16 protein-coding genes are annotated in these 24,478 nt (G+C 68.5%); 9 read left to right on the top strand and 7 right to left on the bottom strand.

Annotated features, from left to right (window positions below):
* Positions 1-70 precede the first annotated feature (70 nt).
* Positions 71-949 carry an alpha/beta hydrolase gene (locus tag ACIOHC_RS25235; RefSeq protein WP_401844096.1) on the bottom strand — a complete coding sequence of 293 codons (879 nt, stop codon included), beginning with the start codon at positions 947-949 and terminating at the stop codon, positions 71-73.
* Between the two features lie 3 nt (positions 950-952).
* Positions 953-3,652, bottom strand: coding sequence for a LuxR C-terminal-related transcriptional regulator (locus tag ACIOHC_RS25230; protein WP_401844094.1), 2,700 nt, complete (start codon positions 3,650-3,652; stop codon positions 953-955).
* Between the two features lie 493 nt (positions 3,653-4,145).
* On the opposite strand from ACIOHC_RS25230, the gene ACIOHC_RS25225 reads away from it, so the two are divergent.
* From ACIOHC_RS25225 to ACIOHC_RS25190, 8 genes are all read left to right on the top strand, one after another.
* Positions 4,146-6,539 carry an ABC transporter family substrate-binding protein gene (locus ACIOHC_RS25225; RefSeq protein WP_401844093.1) on the top strand — a complete coding sequence of 798 codons (2,394 nt, stop codon included), beginning with the start codon at positions 4,146-4,148 and terminating at the stop codon, positions 6,537-6,539.
* A 313-nt stretch (positions 6,540-6,852) separates the two neighbouring features.
* On the top strand, positions 6,853-7,518 hold the full coding sequence (locus ACIOHC_RS25220; RefSeq protein WP_389636421.1) for a hypothetical protein: 666 nt from the start codon (positions 6,853-6,855) through the stop codon (positions 7,516-7,518).
* A 138-nt stretch (positions 7,519-7,656) separates the two neighbouring features.
* The gene (typA, locus tag ACIOHC_RS25215) at positions 7,657-9,528 is read left to right on the top strand and encodes a translational GTPase TypA (protein ID WP_351087014.1); all 1,872 of its coding nucleotides are present in this window, start codon (positions 7,657-7,659) and stop codon (positions 9,526-9,528) included.
* Between the two features lie 437 nt (positions 9,529-9,965).
* The gene (locus tag ACIOHC_RS25210; protein ID WP_351087012.1) at positions 9,966-11,609 is read left to right on the top strand and encodes an ABC transporter substrate-binding protein; all 1,644 of its coding nucleotides are present in this window, start codon (positions 9,966-9,968) and stop codon (positions 11,607-11,609) included.
* A gap of 144 nt (positions 11,610-11,753) precedes the next feature.
* The gene (locus tag ACIOHC_RS25205; protein ID WP_351087010.1) at positions 11,754-12,680 is read left to right on the top strand and encodes an ABC transporter permease; all 927 of its coding nucleotides are present in this window, start codon (positions 11,754-11,756) and stop codon (positions 12,678-12,680) included.
* Complete coding sequence (locus ACIOHC_RS25200; protein WP_351087008.1) at positions 12,673-13,638, top strand: ABC transporter permease; 966 nt, start codon at positions 12,673-12,675, stop codon at positions 13,636-13,638. The genes ACIOHC_RS25205 and ACIOHC_RS25200 overlap by 8 nt, the downstream gene beginning before the upstream one ends.
* Before the next feature lie 14 nt (positions 13,639-13,652).
* Positions 13,653-14,711 (top strand): ABC transporter ATP-binding protein, encoded by a 1,059-nt coding sequence (locus tag ACIOHC_RS25195; RefSeq protein ID WP_365691349.1) that lies wholly within the window; start codon positions 13,653-13,655, stop codon positions 14,709-14,711.
* The gene (locus tag ACIOHC_RS25190; protein ID WP_351087004.1) at positions 14,704-15,855 is read left to right on the top strand and encodes a dipeptide ABC transporter ATP-binding protein; all 1,152 of its coding nucleotides are present in this window, start codon (positions 14,704-14,706) and stop codon (positions 15,853-15,855) included. The genes ACIOHC_RS25195 and ACIOHC_RS25190 overlap by 8 nt, the downstream gene beginning before the upstream one ends.
* Before the next feature lie 309 nt (positions 15,856-16,164).
* On the opposite strand, the gene ACIOHC_RS25185 is transcribed toward ACIOHC_RS25190, so the two are convergent.
* The 5 genes from ACIOHC_RS25185 to ACIOHC_RS25165 form a co-directional block, all read right to left on the bottom strand.
* On the bottom strand, positions 16,165-17,250 hold the full coding sequence (locus ACIOHC_RS25185) for a dipeptide ABC transporter ATP-binding protein (protein ID WP_351085186.1): 1,086 nt from the start codon (positions 17,248-17,250) through the stop codon (positions 16,165-16,167).
* Positions 17,251-17,276: 26 nt separating this feature from the next.
* Positions 17,277-18,242, bottom strand: coding sequence for an ABC transporter ATP-binding protein (locus ACIOHC_RS25180; RefSeq protein WP_351085190.1), 966 nt, complete (start codon positions 18,240-18,242; stop codon positions 17,277-17,279).
* 71 nt (positions 18,243-18,313) lie between these two features.
* Positions 18,314-19,294, bottom strand: coding sequence for an ABC transporter permease (locus ACIOHC_RS25175; protein ID WP_351085184.1), 981 nt, complete (start codon positions 19,292-19,294; stop codon positions 18,314-18,316).
* A gap of 92 nt (positions 19,295-19,386) precedes the next feature.
* Complete coding sequence (locus ACIOHC_RS25170; protein ID WP_351085182.1) at positions 19,387-21,174, bottom strand: ABC transporter substrate-binding protein; 1,788 nt, start codon at positions 21,172-21,174, stop codon at positions 19,387-19,389.
* A 75-nt stretch (positions 21,175-21,249) separates the two neighbouring features.
* Positions 21,250-22,278 (bottom strand): ABC transporter permease, encoded by a 1,029-nt coding sequence (locus ACIOHC_RS25165; RefSeq protein WP_351085180.1) that lies wholly within the window; start codon positions 22,276-22,278, stop codon positions 21,250-21,252.
* 506 nt (positions 22,279-22,784) lie between these two features.
* On the opposite strand from ACIOHC_RS25165, the gene ACIOHC_RS25160 reads away from it, so the two are divergent.
* A complete protein-coding gene (locus ACIOHC_RS25160) occupies positions 22,785-24,413 on the top strand; it encodes an ABC transporter substrate-binding protein (RefSeq protein WP_401844090.1) in 1,629 nt (542 codons plus the stop codon).
* The last annotated feature ends 65 nt before the right edge of the window (positions 24,414-24,478 follow it).

The following is a 24,478-nucleotide window of genomic DNA, read 5'->3' as shown; positions in this document are numbered from 1 at the left end:
CTTCTCGGGCTTGAGCACCGACAGGGCGCGTGGGCCGGTTCGATGCGGATGGCGCGGCCCGGGGCAGACATCACCCGGCCGTGTGCGCGAGGACGGCGGCGGCCAGTTCCTCGTGCACCTCCGGCGGCAGCGTGTGCCCCATGCCCGCCACGATCATCAGCCGCGCCCCGGGGATCTGCTCGGCGATGATCGCGCCGTGGCCCGGCTTGGCCGGCTCGTGGCTGCCCTCGATGACCAGCGTGGGCGCCTTCACCCGGTGCAGCACGCCCACCGGCTCGAAGTTCGGCTCGGCCACCGCGGCCAGCCGGTGGTTGGCCACCGCCGACAGGTCGCGTGCCCGGTCGTGGATCCGTTCCTGCAGCCGACGCGCCGCATCCTCGTCGAACGGCAGCCCGGTGCCGTGCAGCACGCGCTGTTCGGCGATCATGCCGTCGATCCGGGCGCGCCGGTCCTCCGGCGCCGGGGCGGCCATGAGCGCACGGTAGAAGCCCGTGAACTCCGGCTCCGGCTCGGGCAGACTCGCCTCGGGCTGCGGCTGCCCCATCAGAGCCCGCATGATCACCTGACCTTCGCAGCCGCCCAGCGGCGAGGAGCCGATGACGGTCAGTGAGCGCACCCGCTCCGGACGCTCCACCGCGACGAACTGCCCCAGCAGCCCGCCCGCCGAGTGGCCGACCAGGTGCGCGCTCCCCAGGCCGTGGGCGTCCATCACGCGGTACACATCGTTCTTGATGTCGTCCCACGTGTACGGCTGCGCCGCGAAGTCGACGGTGCCCGACATACCGGTGTCACGGTGGTCGTACCGGATCACCCGGCGGCCCCCGGCGACAAGGCGGCCGACGAACTCGTCCGGCCACAGGACGCCCTGCGACATCGAACCCATGATCAACAGGATCGGCGCGTCCGTCATGGCGCCGAACTCTTCACTCCAGATGTTCACTTCATTCATGTCTCAGAGCATGTCCGCTTCCGTTACGGGTGCCTTCTGTAGAACTACTAGTCGCGCCAGTTGCGTACGGGAGCCGATGCCGAGCTTCGGATAGATCTTGTACAGGTGGTACTCGACCGTGCGCGGGCTCAGGAACAGCTGGGCAGCGATCTGCTTGCTCGACAATCCGTCGGCGACCAGGCCCGCGATACGCAGTTCCTGCGGGGTCAGCGCGTCGAGCACGGCCGGGGGTGGGGCCTGCCCGCTCTCGCCCGCCGCCCGCAGCTCACCCTGCGCACGCCTCGCCCACGGTCCTGCGCCCGCCCGCTCGAACGTCTCCCACGCCATCCGCAGATGCGCCCGCGCCTCGCCCGGCCGCTGCGCGCGGCGCAGGCGCTCACCCAGCAGCAGAGCCGTCCTGGCCGCCTCGAACGGGTTGGTGTGCAGCCGCAAGGCCTCGCCGAAGGCGTCCTCGGACGACTCGGCCAGGCCCCGGCAACGGGCCAGCAGAGCATGCGACTCGGGCGTCGCGGCGTGCGCGGACCACCGCTCGTACGCCTCCAGCACCGCCCGCGCGCCCACCTCGTCGCCCGCGCCCACGGCGGCCTCCACGCGGTCCGGCGCCGTCCGCCACACCACGACGGGATGCCCGACGCCCGGTCCCGCCGCGGCGAGGGCCATGAAGCGGTCATGCGCCGTCACATAGCGTCCCAGGCACAGGTCGAGCAGGGCCAGCGCGTATGCGGCGACCCCCACCCGCAACCCCACCCGATGCGGCACGGCGATCGCCAGCGCCTCGCGGGCCCGCCGTTCGCACGTCTCCTCCTCGCCGCGCAGCGCCGCCAGCACCGCCAGGTTGGCCAGGTGCGCGGCCACCGTGTTCTCGTAGCCGGCCTCGCGAGCCAGTTCCAGGCCCTCCTCGGAGACGGCCTGGCTGAGGTCCAGCCGACCCGCCATGCGCTCGGCCGTCGCGACGAACTCCAGCACGACCGGCAACTGCCCGGTCATCCCCGACACCCTGGCCACCCGTCCGGCCCGCTCGGCCATCTCGGCCGCCAGATCCGACTCGCCCAGCTGGCCGGCCGCAGCCGCCGCCCACAGATACTCCGCAGCCTCCCCCAGCTCGCCGACCCGCGCCAGTGCCCGCCGCAACAGGCCCGGCCCGGCGGCGTCGCCGTCCAGTGTCAGGCCGATCCCGGCCACCGTGTCCCGCAAGAACCCCTCGGGGTGCGCTGCCGCTTTCCGCCCGAGGCCGACGACGGCCGCCGTGTCACCGACGTACGAGGCGGCTTCCACAGCATCGGCCAGCATGTCCAGGCTGTCGCCCGCCGCAAGGATCCGTACGGCCTCGGCGGCGTTGCCCGAGTTCAGCTCGAACCGGCCCCGCAGCTGGGCGATCTCCATGGTGAGGCGGGCATCGGCGCCGGCCAGGTCGCGTGCCTCGGCCAGCAGCGACTCCGCCTGCCCCGGGCGGCCACCGAGCCAGGCCACGACGGCGGCGTCCTTGAGACGGACGGCACGAACACGTGGCTCGGGCGTCAGCTCGGCGGCCCTGGCCAGGGCGGTAGCGGCGGTGCCGTACCCGCCGCGGTCACGCGCCCGCTCCGCGGCGGCCACCAGCTCGGCGGCGACCTGCTCGTCCCGGCCCATCGCGGCTCCGGCCAGGTGCCAGGCGCGGCGGTCACCCCCGGCCAGCTCCGCCAGCACGGCATGCGCCCGGCGGATCTCGGCGCCGGTGGCCGCCTCGTACACCGCCGACCGGATGAGCGGATGGCGGAAGCGCACACGCGCGCCCGAGAACTCCGCAAGCCCGGACTCCTCCAGCTCGGCCGGCGCCATCCGCCCGGTCCCGGCCCCCGCGTTCTCCCCGGGCCGTGCCGTTCCCTCGGCGGACAACCGGTCGGTGGCGCGCAGAACCAGGGCGAGGTCGGCCTCCACCGCGGCCACCAGAGCGAGCAGCCGGGCAGAGGCGGACAACGCGGCCACCCGATCGCCGAACAGCCGGACACCACCGGGAAGCGGGTCGGGCAGCGGTTCGCGCCCCGCGAGCTGCGCCGGTGTCAGGCGGGCGGCGATCTCGCCCAGGGCGAGCGGGTTCGCGCCGGTCAGTGCGACGAGTTCCCGCACCACACCGGGCGGCACACCCCAGCGTGACTCCAGCATCTCGGCCGCTGCGCCTCCGGACAGGCCACGCACCTCCACCGTCAGGGGCACACCCTTGACCGGAGCGTCCCCGCGCACGGCGAACAGCATCGCGATCTTCTCTGTCCCCAGCCGCCTGGCGGCGAACAGCAGCGCATCGGCCGAGGCCCGGTCGGTCCACTGGAAGTCGTCGACCACGCAGAGCAAACCGTCCGGAGCGGCGGCCTCGGCCAGCAACGACAGCACGCCTGCGCCCAGCAAGTACCGATCGCCGTCACCCTCGACGGCAAGCCCCAACGCGGCGCGCACAGCGTCGCGCTGCGGTACGGGAAGCGCATCCAGCGAGCCGGTCACCGGCCACAGCACCTGGTGCAGCGCCGCGAACGCCAGATCGGACTCGGCCTCGACGCCGGTGGTCCGCAGCACACGCATCGCGCCGCCCCGCACGGCCGCCGCGTCGAGAAGGGCCGTCTTGCCCGCGCCTGCCTCACCCCGCAACACCACCGCGCCGCCGAAGCCGTCGCGAGCCCGCGCGATCACCTCGTCCAGTGCGCTGATTTCCGCGGATCTTCCGTAAAGCACAAACACTTACTGTAGGAGACCTCCGCGCTGCCCCAGTTCTCGGTCGGGCGGGGGACTTCGACGGGTTCGCCGGACTCGGCGGCCGAGAGCGGCGCCGGTCCGGCCTTTGTCCCGCGAGGCCGCGCGGTGCTCCGCTCCAGCCGGTCGACGGTGCGGACCGGGTCGTCGGGACGCTGCTGAACGGCCGTCAATTCTGCTTGCCGCGACACGACTTGCTGCCACTTCCGCGGTCGTGGGCGGTCATGCTCATGCGCCCGAGGATGCCGGGCGTCACACCCGTGTGGTGAAGAGTGCGGGCCTTCGGGGTCTCGCGCGGCGTTGCGCCGCCCGGGTGAGGTTACGGGCCGCTGCGCCGTGTCTGCGCCGCCGCTTGCGCGGGGGCGCCTTCAGTGGACAGACGAAACCAGTGTGATCAGCTACATATGACACCAAGAATGCACAATCCGACCCATTCCGGTGCGGGTGGGCCGGTCCGGCCCCGGAGGTATCAGCCATGTCCCACGTCGGCGTCCCGCGGGGGACGGCCCGAAAGCGCCGCTCGCTCGCGCTCCTCACGACGGGCGTGCTGACGCTCCCCGTGCTGGCGGGCTGCAGCTCCGACGACGGCGGCACGACGGGCGCCGTCGTCCCCCAGGACATCGCGGTCGCGGGCCGGGACCTGGTCGCCCAGGGGGGCACGGCCAACTGGGCGATCGACACCATGCCCACCACCCTCAACGCCTTCCAGGCCGACGCCGACAGCGCCACCACCCGGATCACCGGCGCCCTGCTGCCGACGCTGTTCCCCCTGGACGCCAAGGCCAGGCCGCAGCTGAATCCGGACTATCTGGAGTCCGCGAAGGTGGTCGAGCGCGAGCCCAGACAGGTGGTGCTCTACCGGCTCAACCAGCAGGCGGTGTGGAGCGACGGACGGGACATCGGGGCGCCCGACTTCGTCGCCCAGTGGCGGGCGCTGAGCGGCAAGGACTCGGCGTACTGGACCGCCCGCAACGCCGGCTACGAGCGGATCGAGAAGATCGAGCGGGGCGCCGACGACCTGGAGGTCCGGGTCACCTTCGCCAAGCCGTACGCGGACTGGCGCTCGCTCTTCTCCCCGCTGTACCCGAAGGAGGTGACCGGCTCCCCGAACTCCTTCAACGACGGCGCACGGACCACCCTCAAGGCCACCGCCGGGCCGTTCCGGCTGGGCGGCGTGGACACGAAGACCGGCGAGGTCACCCTGGTCCGCAATCCGCGCTGGTGGGGCGGGACCGCCAAGCTCGACAAGCTGGTCTTCCGGGCCGTCAAGCCGCAGGACCGCGCCCAGGCACTGACCGAGGGGAAGATCGACGTCGCCGATGTCGACGCCGCCGCGGCGCACCGGATCGTGCAGGCGGGCCGCGACGGCGGCGCGAACGGGCAGCCGCTCGCCCAGGGCCCCGGCTCCGCGGACGGCCCGGCCGCCGCACTGCGCTCCTGGGCCGTGGCACACGGCTCGAACGCGGAGGAGGCGGCTGCGGCGCAGGCGGCCAGGGAGAAGGCCAGGGCGGCGGCCGAGGCGTACACCGCCGAGCAGGGCAAGCTGCGCTCGTACGTGGTCCGCAAGTCGCTGGAGCCCGCGTACACCCAGCTCGCGCTGAACGGCGAGTCCGGGCCGCTGGCCGACGACCGGGTGCGCCGGGCGGTCGCCCGCGCCCTGAACCGCCAGGAGCTCGTCGACACCGTGCTCAAACCGCTCGGCCTGCCCGCCGCACCGCTCGGCAGCCACCTGGCGCTGGCCGGACAGCCCGGGTACAAGGACGGCAGCGGCGCGCTCGGCGGCCAGGACACCGAGGAGGCGCGGGCACTGCTGGCCGATGCGGGCTGGACGCGGGAGGGTGCGGTCAAGAAGCCGGACGGCACCAAGGCGGGCAGCGAGGCCGGGAAGAAGGGCACGAAGGACAAGGGGGCCACCGCCGGGAAGGACGACAAGCCGACCGCCCCCGAGAAGGCCGGCCCGCCCGGCGGCAAGCCCGGCACCGGGGGCGACGACGGCAAGGCCGGCAACGCCGCCCACAGGCGTGGGCCCGCCGCCGACGACGGCCTGTACATCGTGGGCGACGACAACACGCCCGGTGACGGAGCGCGGAACGCCCGCCAGGTCCTCGCCCCCGCGCCCGCCGCCGCGATCCACAGCGCCGCTCTGCTGCGCCAGGCCGGACATCTGGCCGGGTCCGGCACCTCCGAGGACGCCGCCTCCGAGGTCACCGCCCAGGACCAGCGGCCGGGCGGCGCCACCGGTGCGTACGCCCCCGCGGGCACCGCGGCCCCCGCCCACGCCGCCGAGGCGCGCCGCGGCCCGCTCGGCAAGGACGGCAAGCCGCTGACCCTGCGCTTCGTCCTGCCGTCGGGTCCGGGATCGGAGCCGCTGCGCGCGGTCGGGCAGAGGATCTCCGCGATGCTCGACTCGATCGGCATCGGCACGTCGATCACCAAGGTCTCCGACGACAGCTACTTCAAGGACCACATCGCCTCCGGCGACTACGACCTGGCGCTGTACTCCTGGCCGGCCACCGCCTACCCGGCCACCGACGACCGCCCGATCTTCGCCAAGCCGGTGCCCGCCACCGACGGCTCGCTGCTGGTCGAGCAGAACTACACCCGCGTCGGTACGGACCACATCGACCAGCTCTTCGACCAGGCGGCGTCGGAGCTCGACGAGGGGGCCGCCCAGGACCTGATGAAGCAGGCGGACGCCCGGATCTGGGCCGCGGCAGGATCGATTCCTCTCTATCAGCGTCCGCAGCTCGTCGCGACGAACAGAAAGCTGGCGAACGTCGGCGCCTTCGGATTCGGGGCACCCCACTACCAGGACATCGGGTTCAAGAAGCCGCAGGCCGCCGGAGCCCCGGCGGGCAAGAAGAAGTAGCAGGTCAGAAACGAATCGGAAGCTCAGAACTGGCTCAAGTCCCTTGCCCGCCGGGCTCCCCGGCGGGCAAGGTCGTGCCGACCCGCTGACCCGGGTGGCCGCTCACTCCCCCCACCTCCGATCCCCCGCCCCGGAGCCCCGGCTCCGGGGCGGGGGATCGGAGTCGCCGCTTCGGAGCCCCACCTCTGAAGTTGCTCAAATCCGGCGTCCGGGCCGACCGCCCGGGGGACCGTGTCCATGACCACCGGTGAAATTCACCGCAAGCCATGACCACGGGGACGGAAACATGAAGCGGACACGGACTGTCGCCACCATGACCGCGTTGCTCGTCGCGGGACTCCTCGCCGGTGTGAGCGGCTGCACATCGGCATCGAGCGACGCGACCGACCGGGAGAAGCCTCGGTCGGCCGGTTCGACGACAGCCGGGCGGACCGGCGTGGACAGCGTCCCCGTATCGGATGCACGGGCTTGCCGGGGCGGCACCTACACCTGGTTCAACACTCAGCGCCTCTCGGTGCTCAACGGGGTCACGGAGGCCCAGCGCGTCGCCGCCGCACAGACCGTCAGGGCCGACCGGCCCATGCTCCGCCTGCGGACGGACATGGCGTCCCTGGATACCGAGGGACCCGCGCTGGGCTCGGACGCCGTACTGGGTGCGCTCGCCGTTCACATCGGCCTGGCGGACGAGCGGAACCCGGATGCGGCGGGGCTGGACGAGCCGGGGGAGTACCCGCCCCTCGACACCGGTGCCGGTGAGTTCAGCGGTCCCGCCGGCCACTACGTCTCGTACAGCGCATTCCAGCTGATCGAGACCGATTTCCGTTACTCCTGCGGGCACGGCGAGCAGCACGAGCCGACCTTCGGGCATGTGGTGACCGCCACCGCCCCGGTCGGCGGGGTCCTCCGCTGTGAGGAGCCGCTCCGCAAGCACGCGTCCGCCGCAGCCCGCGAGGCCGTGCGCCTGTCCTGCGGCCGGTAGGAATCGCCCGGGAAGCCGCCACGGCGCCAGCCCCGTACCATGGTGGGTAGCCGTGGCGCGTCCGCCCGGCGGGCGTACGAGGACCCGAGACCGACTGAGACGCCTGATCCCACGACCCGAGAGAAGCGCTAGCCACCCATGCCCACGCGCCACGACATCCGTAACGTAGCCATCGTCGCCCACGTCGACCACGGCAAGACCACCCTGGTCGACGCCATGCTCAGGCAGGCCGGCGCCTTCGCCGCGCACGCCGCCGAGAACCTCGACGAACGCATGATGGACTCGAACGACCTGGAGCGTGAGAAGGGCATCACGATCCTCGCCAAGAACACGGCGGTGAAGTATCACCCCAAGGACGGCGGGGACCCGATCACGATCAACATCATCGACACCCCCGGCCACGCCGACTTCGGCGGCGAGGTCGAGCGCGGTCTGTCGATGGTGGACGCGGTCGTGCTGCTCGTCGACGCCTCCGAGGGCCCGCTTCCGCAGACCCGTTTCGTGCTGCGCAAGGCGCTCGCCGCGAAGATGCCGGTCATCCTCTGCATCAACAAGACGGACCGCCCCGACTCCCGGATCGCCGAGGTCGTCGACGAGACGTACGACCTGTTCCTGGACCTGGACGCGGACGAGGACCAGATCGAGTTCCCGATCGTCTACGCCTGCGCCCGTGACGGCGTGGCCTCGCTGACCAAGCCCGAGGACGGCACCGTCCCGCAGGACAGCGACAACCTGGAGCCGTTCTTCTCCACGATCCTGTCGCACGTCCCGGCCCCGGAGTACGACGACGAGGCCCCGCTGCAGGCGCACGTCACCAACCTGGACGCCGACAACTTCCTCGGCCGTATCGCGCTCTGCCGCGTCGAGCAGGGCGAGCTGCGCAAGGGCCAGACCGTCACCTGGATCAAGCGCGACGGCACGATGTCCAACGTCCGCATCACCGAGCTGCTGATGACCGAGGCGCTCACCCGCAAGCCGGCCGAGGTGGCGGGCCCCGGCGACATCTGCGCCATCGCGGGCATCCCGGACATCATGATCGGCGAGACCCTGGCCGACCCCGAGAACCCGGTCGCGCTGCCGCTGATCACGGTCGACGAGCCGGCCATCTCGATGACCATCGGCACGAACACCTCGCCGCTCGTCGGCAAGGGCGGCAAGGGCCACAAGGTCACCGCCCGCCAGGTGAAGGACCGCCTCGACCGCGAGCTGATCGGTAACGTCTCGCTCCGCGTCCTGGACACCGAGCGTCCGGACGCCTGGGAGGTCCAGGGCCGCGGTGAGCTCGCGCTGGCCATCCTCGTCGAGCAGATGCGCCGCGAGGGCTTCGAGCTCACGGTCGGCAAGCCGGAGGTCGTCACCAAGCAGGTCGACGGCAAGACGCACGAGCCGATCGAGCGCATGACGATCGACTCCCCCGAGGAGCACCTCGGTGCGATCACCCAGCTGATGGCGACCCGCAAGGGCCGTATGGAGACGATGACGAACCACGGTTCGGGCTGGGTCCGCATGGAGTGGATCGTTCCGTCCCGCGGCCTCATCGGCTTCCGTACGGAGTTCCTGACGCAGACCCGCGGCACGGGCATCGCGCACTCCATCTTCGAGGGCCACGAGCCGTGGTTCGGCGAGCTGCGCACCCGTCACAACGGCTCCCTGGTCGCCGACCGCGCGGGCTCCGTGACGCCGTTCGCGATGGTCAACCTCCAGGAGCGCGGCGTCATCTTCACCGAGGCCGGCACCGAGGTCTACGAGGGCATGATCATCGGCGAGAACTCCCGCGCCGACGACATGGACGTGAACATCACCAAGGAGAAGAAGCTCACTAACATGCGTGCGGCTTCCGCGGACACCACGGAGAACGTGGTCCCGGCCCGCAAGCTCTCCCTGGAGCAGTCCCTGGAGTTCTGCCGCGAGGACGAGTGCATCGAGGTGACTCCGGAGACGGTCCGCATCCGCAAGGTCGTCCTGGACCAGAAGGAGCGCGGTCGCGCCGCGTCCCGCGCCAAGCGCTGACGCCGCACAGGTCGACGGCTCCTCGGCAAGAGCCGTTCGAGCCATTGACATGAGAGCCGGGCCCCCGCAGACACTGTGGGGGCCCGGTCTTTTCGTCAACTCGTTTTCCTGCCCGAGGTGTCCGGTTATCGAGCGTCGCTCTCCGGAACATGTGTTAACGGTCCGTTTCGGGCGTGTCTGTCTGGGATCGCTTTGTCCGGATTTCGGGCAGCGGCGCCCTGCTGATGTTGTCAAACCGAGACCCTTTAAGTGTGGTTTATGGCCCGCTCGTACTCAATAGTTGGCTCCATTGAGCTCGGGTCAATGGGTCACGCACTGTGGGGAGTGCCGACTCACGAGCACACTCAGGGCACTGAAACGATCACCGTCAGGGGTGTCGGTGTATCACTACCAGTGCCCTTCTTGTAGTCAAAAGTGGACTCATGAGGAGGAAACCCATGCGTGGTGCCAAGAGCGCCAAGTGGGTCGCGGGAGCGGCCGTCATCGCCCTGGCCGCGACCGCCTGTGGTGGTAGCGACAAGGGCAGCGACAGCAGCATGAACTCGGGCAAGGCGGACCCGAACGGGATCCTGACCGCCCAGCTCAGCGAGCCGCAGAACCCGCTGCAGCCGGCGAACGCCAAGGAGAGCCAGGGCAGCCGTGTCCTCGGCGCCATCTTCGCCGGCCTCGTCAGCTACGAGCCCGGCACCGGCAAGCTCACGTACATCAACGCCGAGTCCGTGACGCCCAACGCCGACTCGTCCGTGTGGACCGTCAAGCTCAAGCCGGGCTGGAAGTTCCACGACGGCACCACGGTCACCGCCAAGTCCTACGTGGACTCCTGGAACTGGTCCGCCAACGTCAAGAACAACCAGACCAACTCCAGCTGGTTCCAGGACATCAAGGGCTACGCGGATGTCCACCCGGACAAGGGTGACCCGAAGAAGACCCAGATGGAAGGCCTGAAGGTCGTTGACGACAACACCTTCACGATTTCCCTGAGCGGTCCGGTCTCGTACTTCGCGTACAAGCTGGGCTACGACGTCTGGGCGCCGCTGCCCGAGTCCTTCTTCAAGGACCCGAAGGCCGCCGGTCAGCACCCGATCGGCAACGGTCCCTACAAGTTCGTCTCGTGGGACCACAACAAGATGATCAAGGTTCGGAAGTTCGACGGTTACCAGGGCCCGAACAAGGCCAAGAACGGTGGCATCGACTTCAAGAACTACACCACCGCCGAGGCCGCCTATTCGGCCCTGCGCTCGGACCAGCTCGACTGGATCGAGCAGGTCCCCGTGACCGCGCTGAAGAACTACAAGCAGGACCTCGGCGACCGTGCGATCGACCAGGAGTACTCCGCGGTCCAGTCGATCGTCCCGGCGTTCTACACCAAGCAGTTCAAGAACATCAACCCCAAGGTCATCCAGGGCCTGTCGATGGCGATCGACCGTGACACGATCACGAAGACCGTCCTCAACGGCACCCGTTCCCCGGCCGACTCGTACGTCGCCCGCGGTGTGCTCGGCTACAAGCCCGGCGCCCTCGGCGACATCGTGAAGTACGACCCGGCCAAGGCCAAGGCCCTCATCACCGAGGGTGGCGGCGTCCCGGGCAACAAGATCTCGATCCAGTACAACGCGGACCAGCCGCACAAGGCGTGGGTCGACGCGGTCTGCAACAGCATCCGCCAGGCCACCGGTGTCGAGTGCGTCGGCGACTCCAAGCCGGACTTCGCGACCGACCTGAACGCCCGTGACGGCAAGAAGGTCAAGTCCATGTACCGCGGTGGCTGGGTGCTCGACTACCCGGTCAACTCGAACTTCATGCGTGACCTGTACGGCACGACGGCCGCCGGTAACACCAGTGGCTACTCGAACAAGGCCTTCGACGAGCTCACCTCCAAGGCCGACAAGGCGAAGACCCTTGACGAGACCGTGAAGATGTACCAGGAGGCCGAGCAGCTCCTGGCGAAGGACATGCCGGCGATCCCGCTGTGGTTCTACAAGGTCAACTCCGGCCAGTCGAAGAACGTGTTCGGCAAGATCGTTTACGGTCAGGACGGCGACCCCATCTTCACCGACGTTCAGGTGAAGTCGAAGAAGTAAGTTTCGGGACCTGCCGGCCGGTGCCGCCCTCCGGAACGGATGGCGGCACCGGCTCGCGGGCGTTGGCCCGGCAACCTCCCCCCACAACCCCGCGGTGGAGACCATGTGTAGGCCATCGCCGACCCCTCACGGCATGGAGGCATGATGGGGCGTTACGTCGCTAGGCGACTGCTCCAGATGATCCCGGTTTTCATCGGGACTACTCTGTTGATTTTCCTTATGGTCCACATCCTTCCCGGTGATCCCATCCGGGCGATGTGGGGTGACAAGGCCGCGGACCCCGCACAGGTCGCGGAGCTGCGTCACAAGTTCGGACTGGACCAGTCCATTCCCATGCAGTACATCAACTACATGAAGGACCTGTTCCAGCTGGACTTCGGCGAGACCTTCGGCGGCCGTCCGGTCTGGGACGAGATGACGAGGGCCTTCCCCGTCACGATCCGTCTCACGATCGTCGCGATGGTCATCGAGATGATCGTGGGTCTCACCCTCGGCGCGTGGGCCGGACTGAAGGCGGGCAAGGCACCGGACACCGGTGTGCTGATCTTCACCCTGGTCGTCATCTCGATCCCCGTGTTCATCCTCGGCTATGTGGCCCGGTTCGTCTTCGCGGACACACTGCACTGGGTCGCGCCAAACGTCGAAGACTCGATGGACATCACGCAGTTGTTCCTGCCGGGCTTCGTCCTGGCCATGCTCTCCATGGCATACGTCGCCCGACTGACGCGTACGACCTTCGCCGAGAACCTGCGCGCGGACTACATGCGCACGGCGCTCGCGAAGGGGCTGCCGCGGCGTCGCATCGTCGGGGTGCACCTGCTGCGCAACTCGCTCATCCCGGTGGTCACGTTCCTCGGTACGGACGTCGGCGGGTTCATCGGCGGCGCGGTCGTCACCGAGGGCATCTTCAATGTCCAGGGTGTCGGCAACCTTCTCTACCGGGCGCTCCAGCAGCGTGAAGGTTCCACCATCGTCGGTGTCGTCACCGTATTCGTTCTGATCATTCTCGTGATCAACCTGATTGTCGACCTGCTGTACGCGGTCCTGGACCCGAGGATCCGGTATGCCTGACGTGACCAAGGACCAGAGCATCAACGACGCCGGAGTGGACGCGGTCGCGCCTGCGGCGGCGGACGCGGAGAGTCCCGTCAGGGAATCCACCGGCAAGCCTCGCGGCCTGTGGGGTGACGCCTGGTTCGACCTGCGCCACCGCCCCATGTTCTGGGTATCGGCGAGCCTGCTGACCCTGCTGCTGGTGATCGCGATCTTCCCCGGGCTGTTCACCGGCGCCGACCCGCGGGCCGGCGATCTGACGCACCACTACCTGACGAAGCCCGAGCTCGGGCACCTCTTCCAGGCGGACTGGTTCGGTTACGACGTTCAGGGCCGCTCGATCTACGCCCGGGTGATCTACGGAACCCGCGCCTCGATCCTCGTCGGCGTCGGCGTCACCGTGGCGATCACCATCATCGGCGGTCTGCTGGGTCTGCTCGCCGGCTACTTCGGCGGCTGGCTCGACGCGATCATCTCCCGCATCACGGACATCTTCTTCGGTCTGCCCTTCCTGCTCGGCACGATGGTCGTCCTGAACGCCTTCTCCGAGCGCAAGGTGTACGTCGTGATCGCGGCCCTCGCCTTCCTGGGCTGGACCTCGATCTGCCGTGTGATGCGTGCATCGGTGATCACCGCGAAGCAGGCGGACTACGTGACGGCGGCACGCGCTCTCGGCGCGGGGACCGGCCGGATGCTGTTCCGCCATGTTCTGCCCAACGCCCTCGCACCGACCATCGTGGTCGCCACCATCGCTCTCGGTGGCTTCATCTCGGCCGAGGCGACGCTCTCCTACCTGGGCCTGGGTCTCGCCGACCCGACCATCTCGTGGGGCATCGACATCGCGTCGGGCAGCGAAGAGATCCGTAACAACGTGCATGTGCTGCTGTTCCCGGCAGGAATGCTCAGCCTCACGGTCTTCGCGTTCATCATGCTCGGCGACGCGGTGCGCGACGCCCTCGACCCGAAGCTGCGCTGAGGAGGGCGTACGACGTGACCATCATGGACAAGACAGCAGACATCCCGGCGCCCCGTGCCGGAGGACCGGACGACAGCCCGCTCCTCGAAGTGCGCGACCTGCACGTGGAGTTCCACACCCGTGACGGAGTGGCCAAGGCCGTCAACGGTGTGAACTACAGCGTCGACTCGGGCGAGACCCTCGCCGTGCTCGGCGAGTCCGGCTCCGGCAAGTCCGTGACCGCTCAGGCGATCATGGGCATTCTCGACATGCCGCCCGGCAAGATCCCGCAGGGCCAGATCCTGTACCGCGGCCAGGACATGCTCACGATGGGCTACGAGGAGCGGCGGAAGATCCGTGGCCAGAAGATCGCGATGATCTTCCAGGACGCGCTCTCCTCGCTCAACCCCGTGCTCTCGGTCGGCTACCAGCTCGGCGAGATGTTCCGTGTCCACCAGGGACTCTCCAAGAAGCAGGCGAAGCTCAAGGCCATCGAGCTGATGGAGCGGGTCAAGATCCCCGCCGCCAAGGAGCGGGTCGACGACTATCCGCACCAGTTCTCCGGCGGTATGCGCCAGCGCATCATGATCGCCATGGCGCTGGCGCTGGAGCCGGACCTGATCATCGCGGACGAGCCGACCACCGCGCTCGACGTGACGGTCCAGGCCCAGGTCATGGACCTGCTCAAGGAGCTGCAGACCGAGTTCAACATGGGTCTGATCCTGATCACCCACGACCTCGGCGTCGTCGCCGACGTAGCGGACAAGATCGCGGTCATGTACGCGGGCCGGATCGTCGAGACGGCACCGGTGCACGAGCTCTACAAGCGGCCCGCGCACCCGTACACCCGGGGTCTGCTCGACTCGATCCCGCGCCTCGATCAGAAGGGCCACGAGCTCTACGCGATCAAGGGGCTGCCGCCCAACCTGCTCAAGATTCCGTCCGGCTGCGCCTTCAACCCCAGGTGCCCGAAGGCGGAGGACATCTGCCGCACGGAGATTCCGGCCCTGGTGCCGGTCTCCGAGCAGGACGGCAGCGAACTGCCCGGCCGCGGCAGCGCCTGCCACTTCTGGAAGGAGACGATCCATGGCTGAGCTGGACAAGACGGACGGATCGTTGGACAGCACCCCGAACGTCACCGACGTCGTGGAGGTCGAGGCCGCCGACGAGACGGCGGCGGTCGCGGCGATCGAGGCCCCGGTGGAACGCGGTGAGCCGATCCTCCAGGTGCGCAATCTGGTCAAGCACTTCCCGCTGAGCCAGGGCATCCTCTTCAAGCGCCAGATCGGCGCCGTCAAGGCCGTGGACGGGGTCTCCTTCGACCTCTACCAGGGCGAGACGCTCGGCATCGTCGGCGAGTCGGGCTGTGGCAAGTCCACGGTCGCGCGGCTGCTGATGACGCTGGAGACGGCCACGGCCGGCGAGGTCTTCTACAAGGGCCAGGACATCACCCGGCTGTCGGGACGCGCGCTGAAGGCCGTGCGCCGCAACATCCAGATGGTGTTCCAGGACCCGTACACGTCGCTGAACCCGCGTATGACGGTCGGCGACATCATCGGCGAGCCGTACGAGATCCATCCGGAGGTGGCCCCGAAGGGGGACCGGCGGCGCAAGGTCCAGGACCTGCTGGACGTCGTGGGTCTCAACCCGGAGTACATCAACCGCTATCCGCACCAGTTCTCCGGCGGTCAGCGCCAGCGCATCGGCATCGCCCGAGGCCTCGCGCTCAACCCGGAGATCATCATCTGCGACGAGCCGGTCTCCGCGCTCGACGTGTCGGTGCAGGCGCAGGTCATCAACCTGATGGAGAAGCTCCAGGACGAGTTCAACCTCTCCTACGTCTTCATCGCGCACGACCTGTCGATCGTCCGGCACATCTCCGACCGGGTCGGCGTGATGTACCTCGGCAAGATGGCCGAGATCGGCACGGACGAGGAGATCTACGACCACCCGACGCACCCCTACACCCAGGCGCTGCTGTCGGCGGTCCCGGTCCCCGACCCGGAGGCGCGTGAGCGCGGCGAGCGGATCATCCTCACCGGTGACGTCCCGTCGCCGGCGAACCCGCCGTCGGGCTGCCGTTTCCGTACGCGCTGCTGGAAGGCCCAGGACAAGTGCGCCACGGAGGTGCCGCTGCTGGCGATCCCCGAGCGCTTCAAGGGCTCGGACACGCCGGCCGCGCACGAGTCGGCATGCCACTTCGCCGAGGAGAAGGACGTCGTCGGCGCGGCTTCGTAGTACGCGCGGCTCCGTGGTACGGAGCGTGTGACACTCAGGGCCCGGAACCTGCCAAGGTGCCGGGCCCTGAGTCGTGCCCGGCGGCCGTGCGTACCGTCGTGCCCGGCGGGCCGTTCGTACCCGGACGCGGGGGCGCCCGGAACCGGTCGGTTCCGGGCGCCCTTCCCGTATGTCCGGGAACCGGGCTCGCGGGTGGCTCGGGTCGAGGGGCTCACGTGCTCGGTTCCTCGGGCCGGGGGAGCCCCGCGGTCCGCGGACCGGTCGGGTCCGTGTCGGCGACGGCGCCCCGGGGCCGGAGCCAGGGGGCTGTCAGGCCCCGGCTCCGGGGTCGTCGGCGGTCTTGTCGGCATCCGGCCCCTGCGAGGCCTCACGGGCCTTCGGGACACTCGGCACGGCCTGGGAGTCCTCGGGGTAGTGGCAGGCCGTCAGATGGCCTTCCCGGCTGCCCTCCACCCGTACCAGCGGCGGCGTCTCGCTCGCGCACTTGTCCGTCGCCTTCCAGCAACGGGTACGGAAGCGGCAGCCGGACGGCGGGTTGACCGGGGAGGGCACGTCGCCGACCAGGCGGATGCGCTCACGGGCCGGTGCCTCGTCGGCGGCCGCCTCGGGCACGGCGGAGAGCAGCGCCCTGGTGTACGGGTGACGCGGGTTGCCGTACAGGTCCTCGCGATCGGCGATCTCCACGATCCTGCCGAGGTACATGACCGCCACGCGCTGCGAGAAGTGGCGCACGACGGCCAGGTCGTGGGCGATGAACAGGAACGCGATGCCCAGTTCCTTCTGCAGCTGCTGGAGCAGGTTCACCACCTGGGCCTGGATCGAGACGTCCAGCGCCGAGACCGGTTCGTCGGCCACGATCAGCTTGGGCTCCAGGGCGAGGGCGCGGGCCACGCCGATGCGCTGGCGCTGACCGCCGGAGAACTCGTGCGGGAAGCGGTTGTAGTGCTCCGGGTTGAGGCCGACGGTCTCCAGCAGCTCCCGCACCCGCGCCTCCCGGCCGCCCGCCGGGTCGATGCCGTTGATCTCCATCGGCGCGGTGATGATCTTGCCGACGGTCTGCCGCGGGTTCAGCGAGGCGTACGGGTCCTGGAAGATCATCTGGATCTCCGAGCGGACCGGGGCCAGCTGCTTGCGCGAGGCGTGGGTGATGTCCCGCCCGCGGTAGGAGATCCGGCCGGCCGTCGGCTCCAGGAGCCGGGTGATCAGCCGGCCGGTCGTCGACTTGCCGCAGCCGGATTCGCCGACCAGGCCCAGGCTCTCGCCCTCGTGCACGGTGAAGTCCAGCCCGTCGACGGCCTGCACCGCGCCGACCGTCCGCCGGATCGGGAAGCCGCCCTTGATCGGGAAGTGCTTGGTGAGTCCGGAGACGTCCAGGAGGGGATCTGTGCTGCTCATCGTAGGGAAGTCCCGTCTCTTGTACGTCAGTTGGTCCGGGTACCGGCGAAGTCGGCGAAGAACTCGGTGCGCTGCTGCGCGGTGAGGTGGCAGGCGGCCCCGCGCCCGGCCACCAGCTCCAGCGGCGGCTGGTCGGTGGCACAGCGCCTGCCGCCGACCTGCTCCGTGAAGGAGCACCGCGGGTGGAAGCGGCAGCCGGACGGCGGGTTGAGGAGGCTCGGAGGCGAGCCGGGGATCGGCGACAGCGGTACGTCGACCGGGCCTTCGAGGCTCGGCATGGATCCCAGCAGGCCCCAGGTGTACGGGTGCTGGGGCGCCCGCAGCACCTCCCTCTTGGTGCCGCGCTCGACACAGCGCCCGCCGTACATCACCAGCACGTCGTCCGCGATGTCGGCGATGACCCCGAGGTCGTGGGTGATGAAGATGATCGAGGTGCCGGTCTCCTGCTGGAGGTCCTTGAGCAGGTCCATGATCTGGGCCTGCACGGTGACGTCCAGCGCGGTCGTCGGCTCGTCCGCGATCAGCAGCGCCGGGTTGCAGACCAGTGCCATGGCGATCATCGCGCGCTGGCGCATGCCCCCGGAGAACTGGTGCGGATAGTCGTCCACCCGCAGATCGGGCTGCGGGATGCCCACCTTGGTGAGCATCTCGACGGCCCGTGCCCTGGCGTCCCGCTTGGAGGCGCCGGTGTGCTTGCGGAACGTCTCACCGATCTGCTTGCCGACGGTGTGGTACGGCGAGAGCGAGGCCAGCGCGTCCTGGAAGATCATCGCCATCTTGTTGCCGCGCAGCCGCTCCAGCTCCCGCTCCGAGGCGGCCAGCAGGTCCTGGCCGTCGAGCAGGATCTCGCCCTCGATCTCGGTGTGGTCGGGGTGGTGCAGGCCGAGGATCGTCAGATTGGTGACGGACTTGCCGGAGCCGGACTCGCCGACGATGCCGAGCGTCTTGCCCCTCTCGACGTCGAAGGACAGTCCGTCGACGGCCTTGACCATGCCGTCTTCGGTGGAGAAGTGCACGCGCAGATCGCGTACGGAGAGGAAGGGGGTGCTCACTGGATCTCTCCCTAGGCGAGGCGGACGCGTGGGTCGATGAGGGCGTAGACGGCATCGACGACGATGTTGAGGAGCACGATCGCGACGGCGGCCACCATCATCACGCCGAGGAGCGTCGGCAGGTCGTTGGTGGAGACGGCCTTGACCGAGAGCGCCCCGATGCCCTGGAGGCTGAAGGTCTTCTCGGTGATGATGGCGCCGCCGAGGAGGACGCCGAGGTCGAGGCCGAAGATGGTGACGATCGGGCCCATGGCCCCGCGCCAGGCGAATCTGAAGAAGACGGTCCGTCGGGACAGGCCCTTGGCCCGCGCCGTCCGCACGTAGTCCTCGCTCAGCGACTCCACCAGCTGGGACCGGGCCATACGCGTGTAGTTGGCCGTGAAGATGACCGAGAGGACCAGCCAGGGCAGCAGGAGTCCGGAGAACCAGGCGCCCGGATTCTCGCTGAGCGGGGTGTAGCTCGGCCGGTCCAGCAGGTGCAGCTGGTCGGTGAGGAAGTACATGGCGACCACGCCGACGATGTAGATCTGCAGCGAGGAGGCGACGAGCGACGCGGAGGACGCGACCTTGTCGAGCGTCTTGCCCTGCTTGACCGCGGCGAGCATGCCGGTGCCGACGCCGAAGATGACGAAGACGACGGCGCTGCCGACGGAGAGCGAGAGGGTGGTCGGGAAGCGGTCGACGATGGTGCCGAAGACCGGCTCGCGGTTGATGAACGAGTACCCCAGGCAGGGAGCGGGGCAGTGCCCGTACGACTGGTACTCGCGGCCGACGAAGATGCCCTGCAGCCAATGCCAGTACTGCACCGGAATCGGGTCGGCTATCCCCAGGTTGTGCCGTACCAGCGCGAGTGTCTCGGGGGTGCAGACCTTGCCGCAGGCTACCCGGGCGGGGTCGCGCGGGGCGGTGTAGAAGAGGACGAAGACCAGGGCGCTGATGATCAGCAGGATGACCGCGGCGCCGACGATACGGCGGAGAAGAAAGCGCAGCATGGCAGTGGGTTTTCCTGACGGATGCCGAGAGGGAGGAGGGGAGCGGGCGGCCCTTTGGTGGAGAGCCGCCCGCTCCCCGCGGGGGCCGTTCGTCAGGCCTTGACGTACGTCTTGTAGAGCAGCGTCGCGGAGAACTGCGGGTCCATCATGGCGCCGCCGACCTTGGAGCCGAACAGGTAGAAGCGCCGCTGGAAGGTCTCCGGGATGATCGGGGCGACCTCGTCCATGATCCGCTTGTCCAGCGCCGCCCAGGCCGCGCCGGCCTTCTTCTGGTCGCCGATGACGACGTTCTCCTTGATGGCGGCGTCGATCCAGTCGACCTTCACCTGGGAGACGTTGTTCTGGCCGTTGCCGACCGAGGCGCTGTCGAAGAGCGGCTGGATCATCGTGTAGGCGGTGGGCCAGTCCGGGGACCAGCCGAACCACATGACGTCGAAGCTGTTGTCGACCTGCTGGATCTGGTCGTAGTACGACGTCGAGTCGACGGGCTTGATGACCGGCGTGAAGCCGGCCTTCTTCAGCGCGTTCTCGATGACGACGGCCGTCTTGTCGTAGGTCGGGCTCTGCGGGTAGCTGTAGACGACCTTCTGACCGAGCTTCCCGGCCTTCTTGAGGATCGCCTTGGCCGCCTCCGCGTCGCCCTGGGGCGTCTTCAGCTTGCCGTAGAGGTCGAACTCCTCGCGGCCGAGGATGTCGGGGCTGAGGATGGTGGTCGCGTAGTCGCCCGCGGAGGGGCCGCCGTAGATCTTGCGGATCTGCTCGAGCGGCCAGGCGGTGTTGAGCGCCTTGCGCACCTCGAGGTCCGTGACGCGCCTGCAGTTGATGGCGTAGTAGTACGTGCCGGTGAGCAGGCCGTTGAAGGTGCGCTTCTTCAGCTCCGGGTCGGTGAGCACCTTCTGCATGCGCTCGGCCGGCACGGACTTGTAGATGGAGACCATCTGCTGGTCCTTGCCCTGGTCCGCGATGAAGCGGTCCGCGGACTCCAGCGAGGTGGGGCCGAACTCGAACTCGAAGCTGTCCGGGTAGGCGTTGCGGATCGGGTCGGTGGCCGGGTCCCAGTGCTTGTTGCGCGTCAGCGTCATCGACTTGTCGATGGAGCGGTGCTTGACGATGTACGGGCCGCAGGAGACGGGCTGCTTGTCGTACTTCTCCTTGGTGTCCAGCTTCACCGGCGTGGCCGCGTAGGAGCTCATGGCCAGCGTGAAGTTGAAGTCCGGGCGGGCCTCCGCCAGCTTGAAGGTGATCGTCTTCTTCGCCTTGTCGGTGACGATCGAGTCCAGGTGCTTGCCGCCGTACGGGCCCTCGTAGCCCTTGCGCCAGTCACCCTTGCCGGTGAGCGCCTGCTGGACGTATGCGGCGCCCTCGGTGATGAACGGCGCCCAGGAGCGCTCGATGCCGTGACGGACGTCGTCGACGGTCAGCTCGCTGCCGTCCTCCCACTTGAGCCCGTCCTTCAGCGTGAAGGTCCAGGTCTTGTTGTCGGCGGACGCGGTGCCGACGTCGGTGGCGAGGTCGCCGACCAGGGTCATCGCACCCTTCATGTCGATCTTGTAGCCGGTGAGGCCACGGGCGAACATGAGCGCCCCGCTGGAGTTGAACGCGAAGTAGATGCGCTGCGGGTCGAGGTGGGAGAAGTCGTCCTCGGAGACGCCGTAGATCGTCCCGCCCTTCTTGGCGCCGGGGACCTCCGGCGCGGGCCCGGTCGAGTCCTCCTTGGTGCCGATCTTGACGGTGGCACCGGTGTACTCGGTGGCGCCCGCGTGCGGCGTGTCCTTGCCGCCGCCTCCGCCCGCGTTGCCACTGCTGCACGCGGAGAGAACGAAGGAGCCGCCCGCCGCGACGGATGTGGCTATGACGAAGTTTCTGCGGGAGAGAGACATGGCAACCTGCCCTGGTCGATGAAGAGGGACGAATGATCCGGCGGAGCCCCGTCGCTCCGGGCCGGGGCGGAACTGTCAGCGCTTGGTCTTCGGGTCGAGAGCGTCGCGGACCGAGTCCCCGAGGAGGTTGAAGGCGAGGACGAAGACCACCATCGTCACCCCCGGGAAGAGCATGAAGGTGATGTCGTCCTGGTAGACGTCGGCGCCGCGTTGGAGCAGTACGCCCCAGTCGGGCGTCTTCGCCGTCAGTCCGACACCGAGGAAGGCGAGACCGGCCTCCGCGGTCACGAACATGGGGAGGGCGAGAGTCGCCTGGATGAGGATCGGCGTCCACAGATTGGGCAGCAGTTCCTTGAAGATGATCCGCGCCGGGGAAGCGCCGGTCACCTTCGCCGCCTCGACGAACTCCCGCTCGCGCAGGGCGAGTACCTCGCCGCGCAGCAGGCGCGCGATGGACGCCCAGCCGAAGGCGGTCATCACCAGGATGAGGCTGGTGACGGTCAGCCAGATCGGAGTGGCTTCCTCGGGCGAGACCAGGATGTTGATGAGGACCGGCCAGAACGCGATGAAGAAGAGCGTGGAGGGGAACGCCAGCAGGATGTCGATGACCCGGCCGATGAAGTAGTCGGTCTTCCCGCCCAGGTATCCGGCGGTGACGCCGATGACGATGCCCAGGACGGTCACCAGAAGCGTCGTCACACCGGCGATGAACAGCGAGTTGCGGATGCCGTAGACGAGCAGGGTGAAGAGGTCGCGGCCGAGCTGCGGTTCGATGCCGAACCAGAAGTCGCCGCTGATGCCGCCGTTGGCCTTCATCGGAAAACCGAAGTCGTTGAGCAGTCCCTCCTGGTCCTGGCCGTACGTCGTGTACGGATCCTTGCCGTACACCTTGGCTATCAGCGGCGCGCAGATGGCCACCAGGAAGAAGAAAATGACCACATAGGCCGAGATCACGCCGGCACGGTCGCGTTTGAAGCGTCGCCAGGCCAGCTTGCCCGGTGAACGGCCGTCACCGCCCTTGAGCGCCGAAGGGTCCGGTACCTGCTGCGGCTTCGCGTCCTCCACCTCAAGGGGAGTGGCTGCGTGCGGTGTTGGAATCGTCATGGTGCTCCTGGCCCGGAGGGTCGAAGGACTCCGCAGGGCACACCTACGGGCTACCCGGACTTTTTCAACGCAATTCATGCAGGGTCAATGAATGTCTGTCGCCCTTGAGCCGCTCTTTGGAGATTTGACTAATCCATTACTTTGACATGGGCGTATCCTTGCCTCCGTTTAGTCATTTTCGAAGGTGTGTTCGCCGCCAAATGGGTCAAGTCCGGCAATGAGTTCGATATCCGGGCGGCAGTGTCTCGGAATTCGTACATCCGGTCAGGTGGGTGCGTCGTCGATGCGCATTCGATGCGGGGCTGTTATCGCTCCGATGTCCGTCGGGGCGGTGTTCGGTCGGGTGTCGCCGTGCGGTGGTGGAGTCGATCCGTGCGGGATCCGGGCCCCGCGCGCCACTCGGACCGCTTCCCTCGCGCCCGAATGGGTGGAGAAAATATGCGCAATGCGCTTTATGCGGTGATATTTGACTCCAAGTGAGACGGAGCACCAAGAGGAGGCACTCCATGCGCGGAGCCACACAGGCCAAGTGGGCCGCATGCGCGGTCGCCGTCGCCCTGACGGCGACGGCCTGTGGCGGAGGGGGCGGCGGTGGCGGCGGTGGGGTCAACGGAATCGTGAGTTCCTCCTGGGGTGACCCGCAGAACCCGCTGGAACCCGCGAACACCAACGAGGTGCAGGGCGGCAAGGTCCTCGACATGGTCTTCCGGGGACTCAAGAGGTACGACCCGAAGACCGGCGCGGCCATCAACATGCTCGCCGAGAGGATCGAGTCCAAGGACAACCAGAACTTCACGATCACCGTGAAGGACGGCTGGACCTTCAGCAACGGCGAGAAGGTCACCGCGAAGTCCTTCGTGGACGCCTGGAACTACGGGGCGCTGCTGAAGAACAATCAGAAGAACGCCTACTTCTTCGGATACATCGACGGATACGACAAGGTCCATCCCGACAGCGGCAGTTCCAGGGCGAACACGCTCTCCGGCCTCAAGCTCGTCGACGACAGGACCTTCACGGTCAAGCTGTCGCAGAAGTTCTCCCTCTGGCCCGACACCCTCGGCTACCCGGCCTTCGCCCCGCTGCCCAAGGCCTTCTTCACCGACCACGCCGCCTGGCTGTCCAAGCCGATCGGCAACGGCCCGTACACCATCGACACGTACACCAAGGGCTCGTCGATGAGCCTGCGCAAGTGGGACAAGTACCCCGGGGCCGACAAGGCGCAGAACGGTGGCATCGATCTCAAGGTCTACACCGACAACAACACCGCCTACACCGACCTGACCGCCGGCAACCTCGACCTCGTCGACGATGTGCCCGCCTCGCAGCTGAAGAACGTCAAGGCGGACCTCGGCGACCGGTACATCAACACCCCGGCAGGCATCATCCAGACCCTCGCCTTCCCCTTCTACGACAAGAAGTGGGACACCCCCGGCGGCATCAAGGTCCGCCAGGGACTGTCGATGGCCATCAACCGGGAGCAGATCACCGGCCAGATCTTCCAGAAGACCCGCACCCCCGCCTCCGACTGGACCTCCCCGGTCCTCGGCGCGGCAGGCGGCTTCAAGAAGGGGCTGTGCGGCGCCCCCTGCGAGTACAACGCGGCGAACGCCAAGAAGCTGATCCAGGAGGGCGGCGGCATCCCCGGCGGCCAGCTCAAGATCTCGTACAACGCGGACACCGGCTCGCACAAGGAGTGGGTCGACGCCGTCTGCAACAGCATCAACAAGGCGATGGGCAACAACAATGCGTGCGTCGGCGGGCCCGTCGGCACCTTCGCCGACTTCCGCAGCCAGGTCTCCCAGCAGAAGCTGACCGGCGCCTGGCGGGCCGGCTGGCAGATGGACTACCCGCTCATCCAGAACTTCCTGCAGCCGGTGTACTACACCGACGCCTCGTCCAACGACGGCAAGTGGAGCAACAAGCAGTTCGACGGCCTCATCAACAAGGCCAACGCCGAGTCCGACAAGGCCAGGGCCGTCTCGACCTTCCAGGACGCGGAGAGGGTCCTGGTGGCGCAGATGCCCGTCATCCCGCTCTGGTACCAGAACGGCAGCGCCGGTTACTCGGACCGGGTCACCAATGTGTCGCTGAACCAGTTCAGCGTCCCGGTGTACGAGCAGATCAAGGTCAAGTGACCCGTCGGGGCCGGGCGGCCGGCGCGGGGAACGCGCCGCCCGCCCGGCCTCGCCATCCCCTCGAC

The sequence above is a fragment of the Streptomyces sp. NPDC088252 genome, assembly GCF_044740965.1.
Taxonomy (GTDB): domain Bacteria; phylum Actinomycetota; class Actinomycetes; order Streptomycetales; family Streptomycetaceae; genus Streptomyces.
This window is presented reverse-complemented; position numbering and strand designations above follow the sequence as displayed.

Excerpts from the sequence above, each read along its gene's own strand:
- ACIOHC_RS25170 (WP_351085182.1), bottom strand. The coding sequence starts at position 21,174 with ATGTCTCTCTCCCGCAGAAACTTCGTCATAGCCACATCCGTCGCGGCG.
- ACIOHC_RS25220 (WP_389636421.1), top strand. The coding sequence starts at position 6,853 with ATGACCGCGTTGCTCGTCGCGGGACTCCTCGCCGGTGTGAGCGGCTGC.
- ACIOHC_RS25165 (WP_351085180.1), bottom strand. The coding sequence starts at position 22,278 with ATGACGATTCCAACACCGCACGCAGCCACTCCCCTTGAGGTGGAGGAC.
- ACIOHC_RS25235 (WP_401844096.1), bottom strand. The coding sequence starts at position 949 with ATGAATGAAGTGAACATCTGGAGTGAAGAGTTCGGCGCCATGACGGAC.
- ACIOHC_RS25160 (WP_401844090.1), top strand. The coding sequence starts at position 22,785 with ATGCGCGGAGCCACACAGGCCAAGTGGGCCGCATGCGCGGTCGCCGTC.
- ACIOHC_RS25210 (WP_351087012.1), top strand. The coding sequence starts at position 9,966 with ATGCGTGGTGCCAAGAGCGCCAAGTGGGTCGCGGGAGCGGCCGTCATC.
- ACIOHC_RS25190 (WP_351087004.1), top strand. The coding sequence starts at position 14,704 with ATGGCTGAGCTGGACAAGACGGACGGATCGTTGGACAGCACCCCGAAC.
- ACIOHC_RS25185 (WP_351085186.1), bottom strand. The coding sequence starts at position 17,250 with ATGAGCAGCACAGATCCCCTCCTGGACGTCTCCGGACTCACCAAGCAC.
- ACIOHC_RS25200 (WP_351087008.1), top strand. The coding sequence starts at position 12,673 with ATGCCTGACGTGACCAAGGACCAGAGCATCAACGACGCCGGAGTGGAC.
- ACIOHC_RS25225 (WP_401844093.1), top strand. The coding sequence starts at position 4,146 with ATGTCCCACGTCGGCGTCCCGCGGGGGACGGCCCGAAAGCGCCGCTCG.
- ACIOHC_RS25205 (WP_351087010.1), top strand. The coding sequence starts at position 11,754 with ATGGGGCGTTACGTCGCTAGGCGACTGCTCCAGATGATCCCGGTTTTC.
- ACIOHC_RS25175 (WP_351085184.1), bottom strand. The coding sequence starts at position 19,294 with ATGCTGCGCTTTCTTCTCCGCCGTATCGTCGGCGCCGCGGTCATCCTG.
- typA (WP_351087014.1), top strand. The coding sequence starts at position 7,657 with ATGCCCACGCGCCACGACATCCGTAACGTAGCCATCGTCGCCCACGTC.
- ACIOHC_RS25180 (WP_351085190.1), bottom strand. The coding sequence starts at position 18,242 with ATGGTCAAGGCCGTCGACGGACTGTCCTTCGACGTCGAGAGGGGCAAG.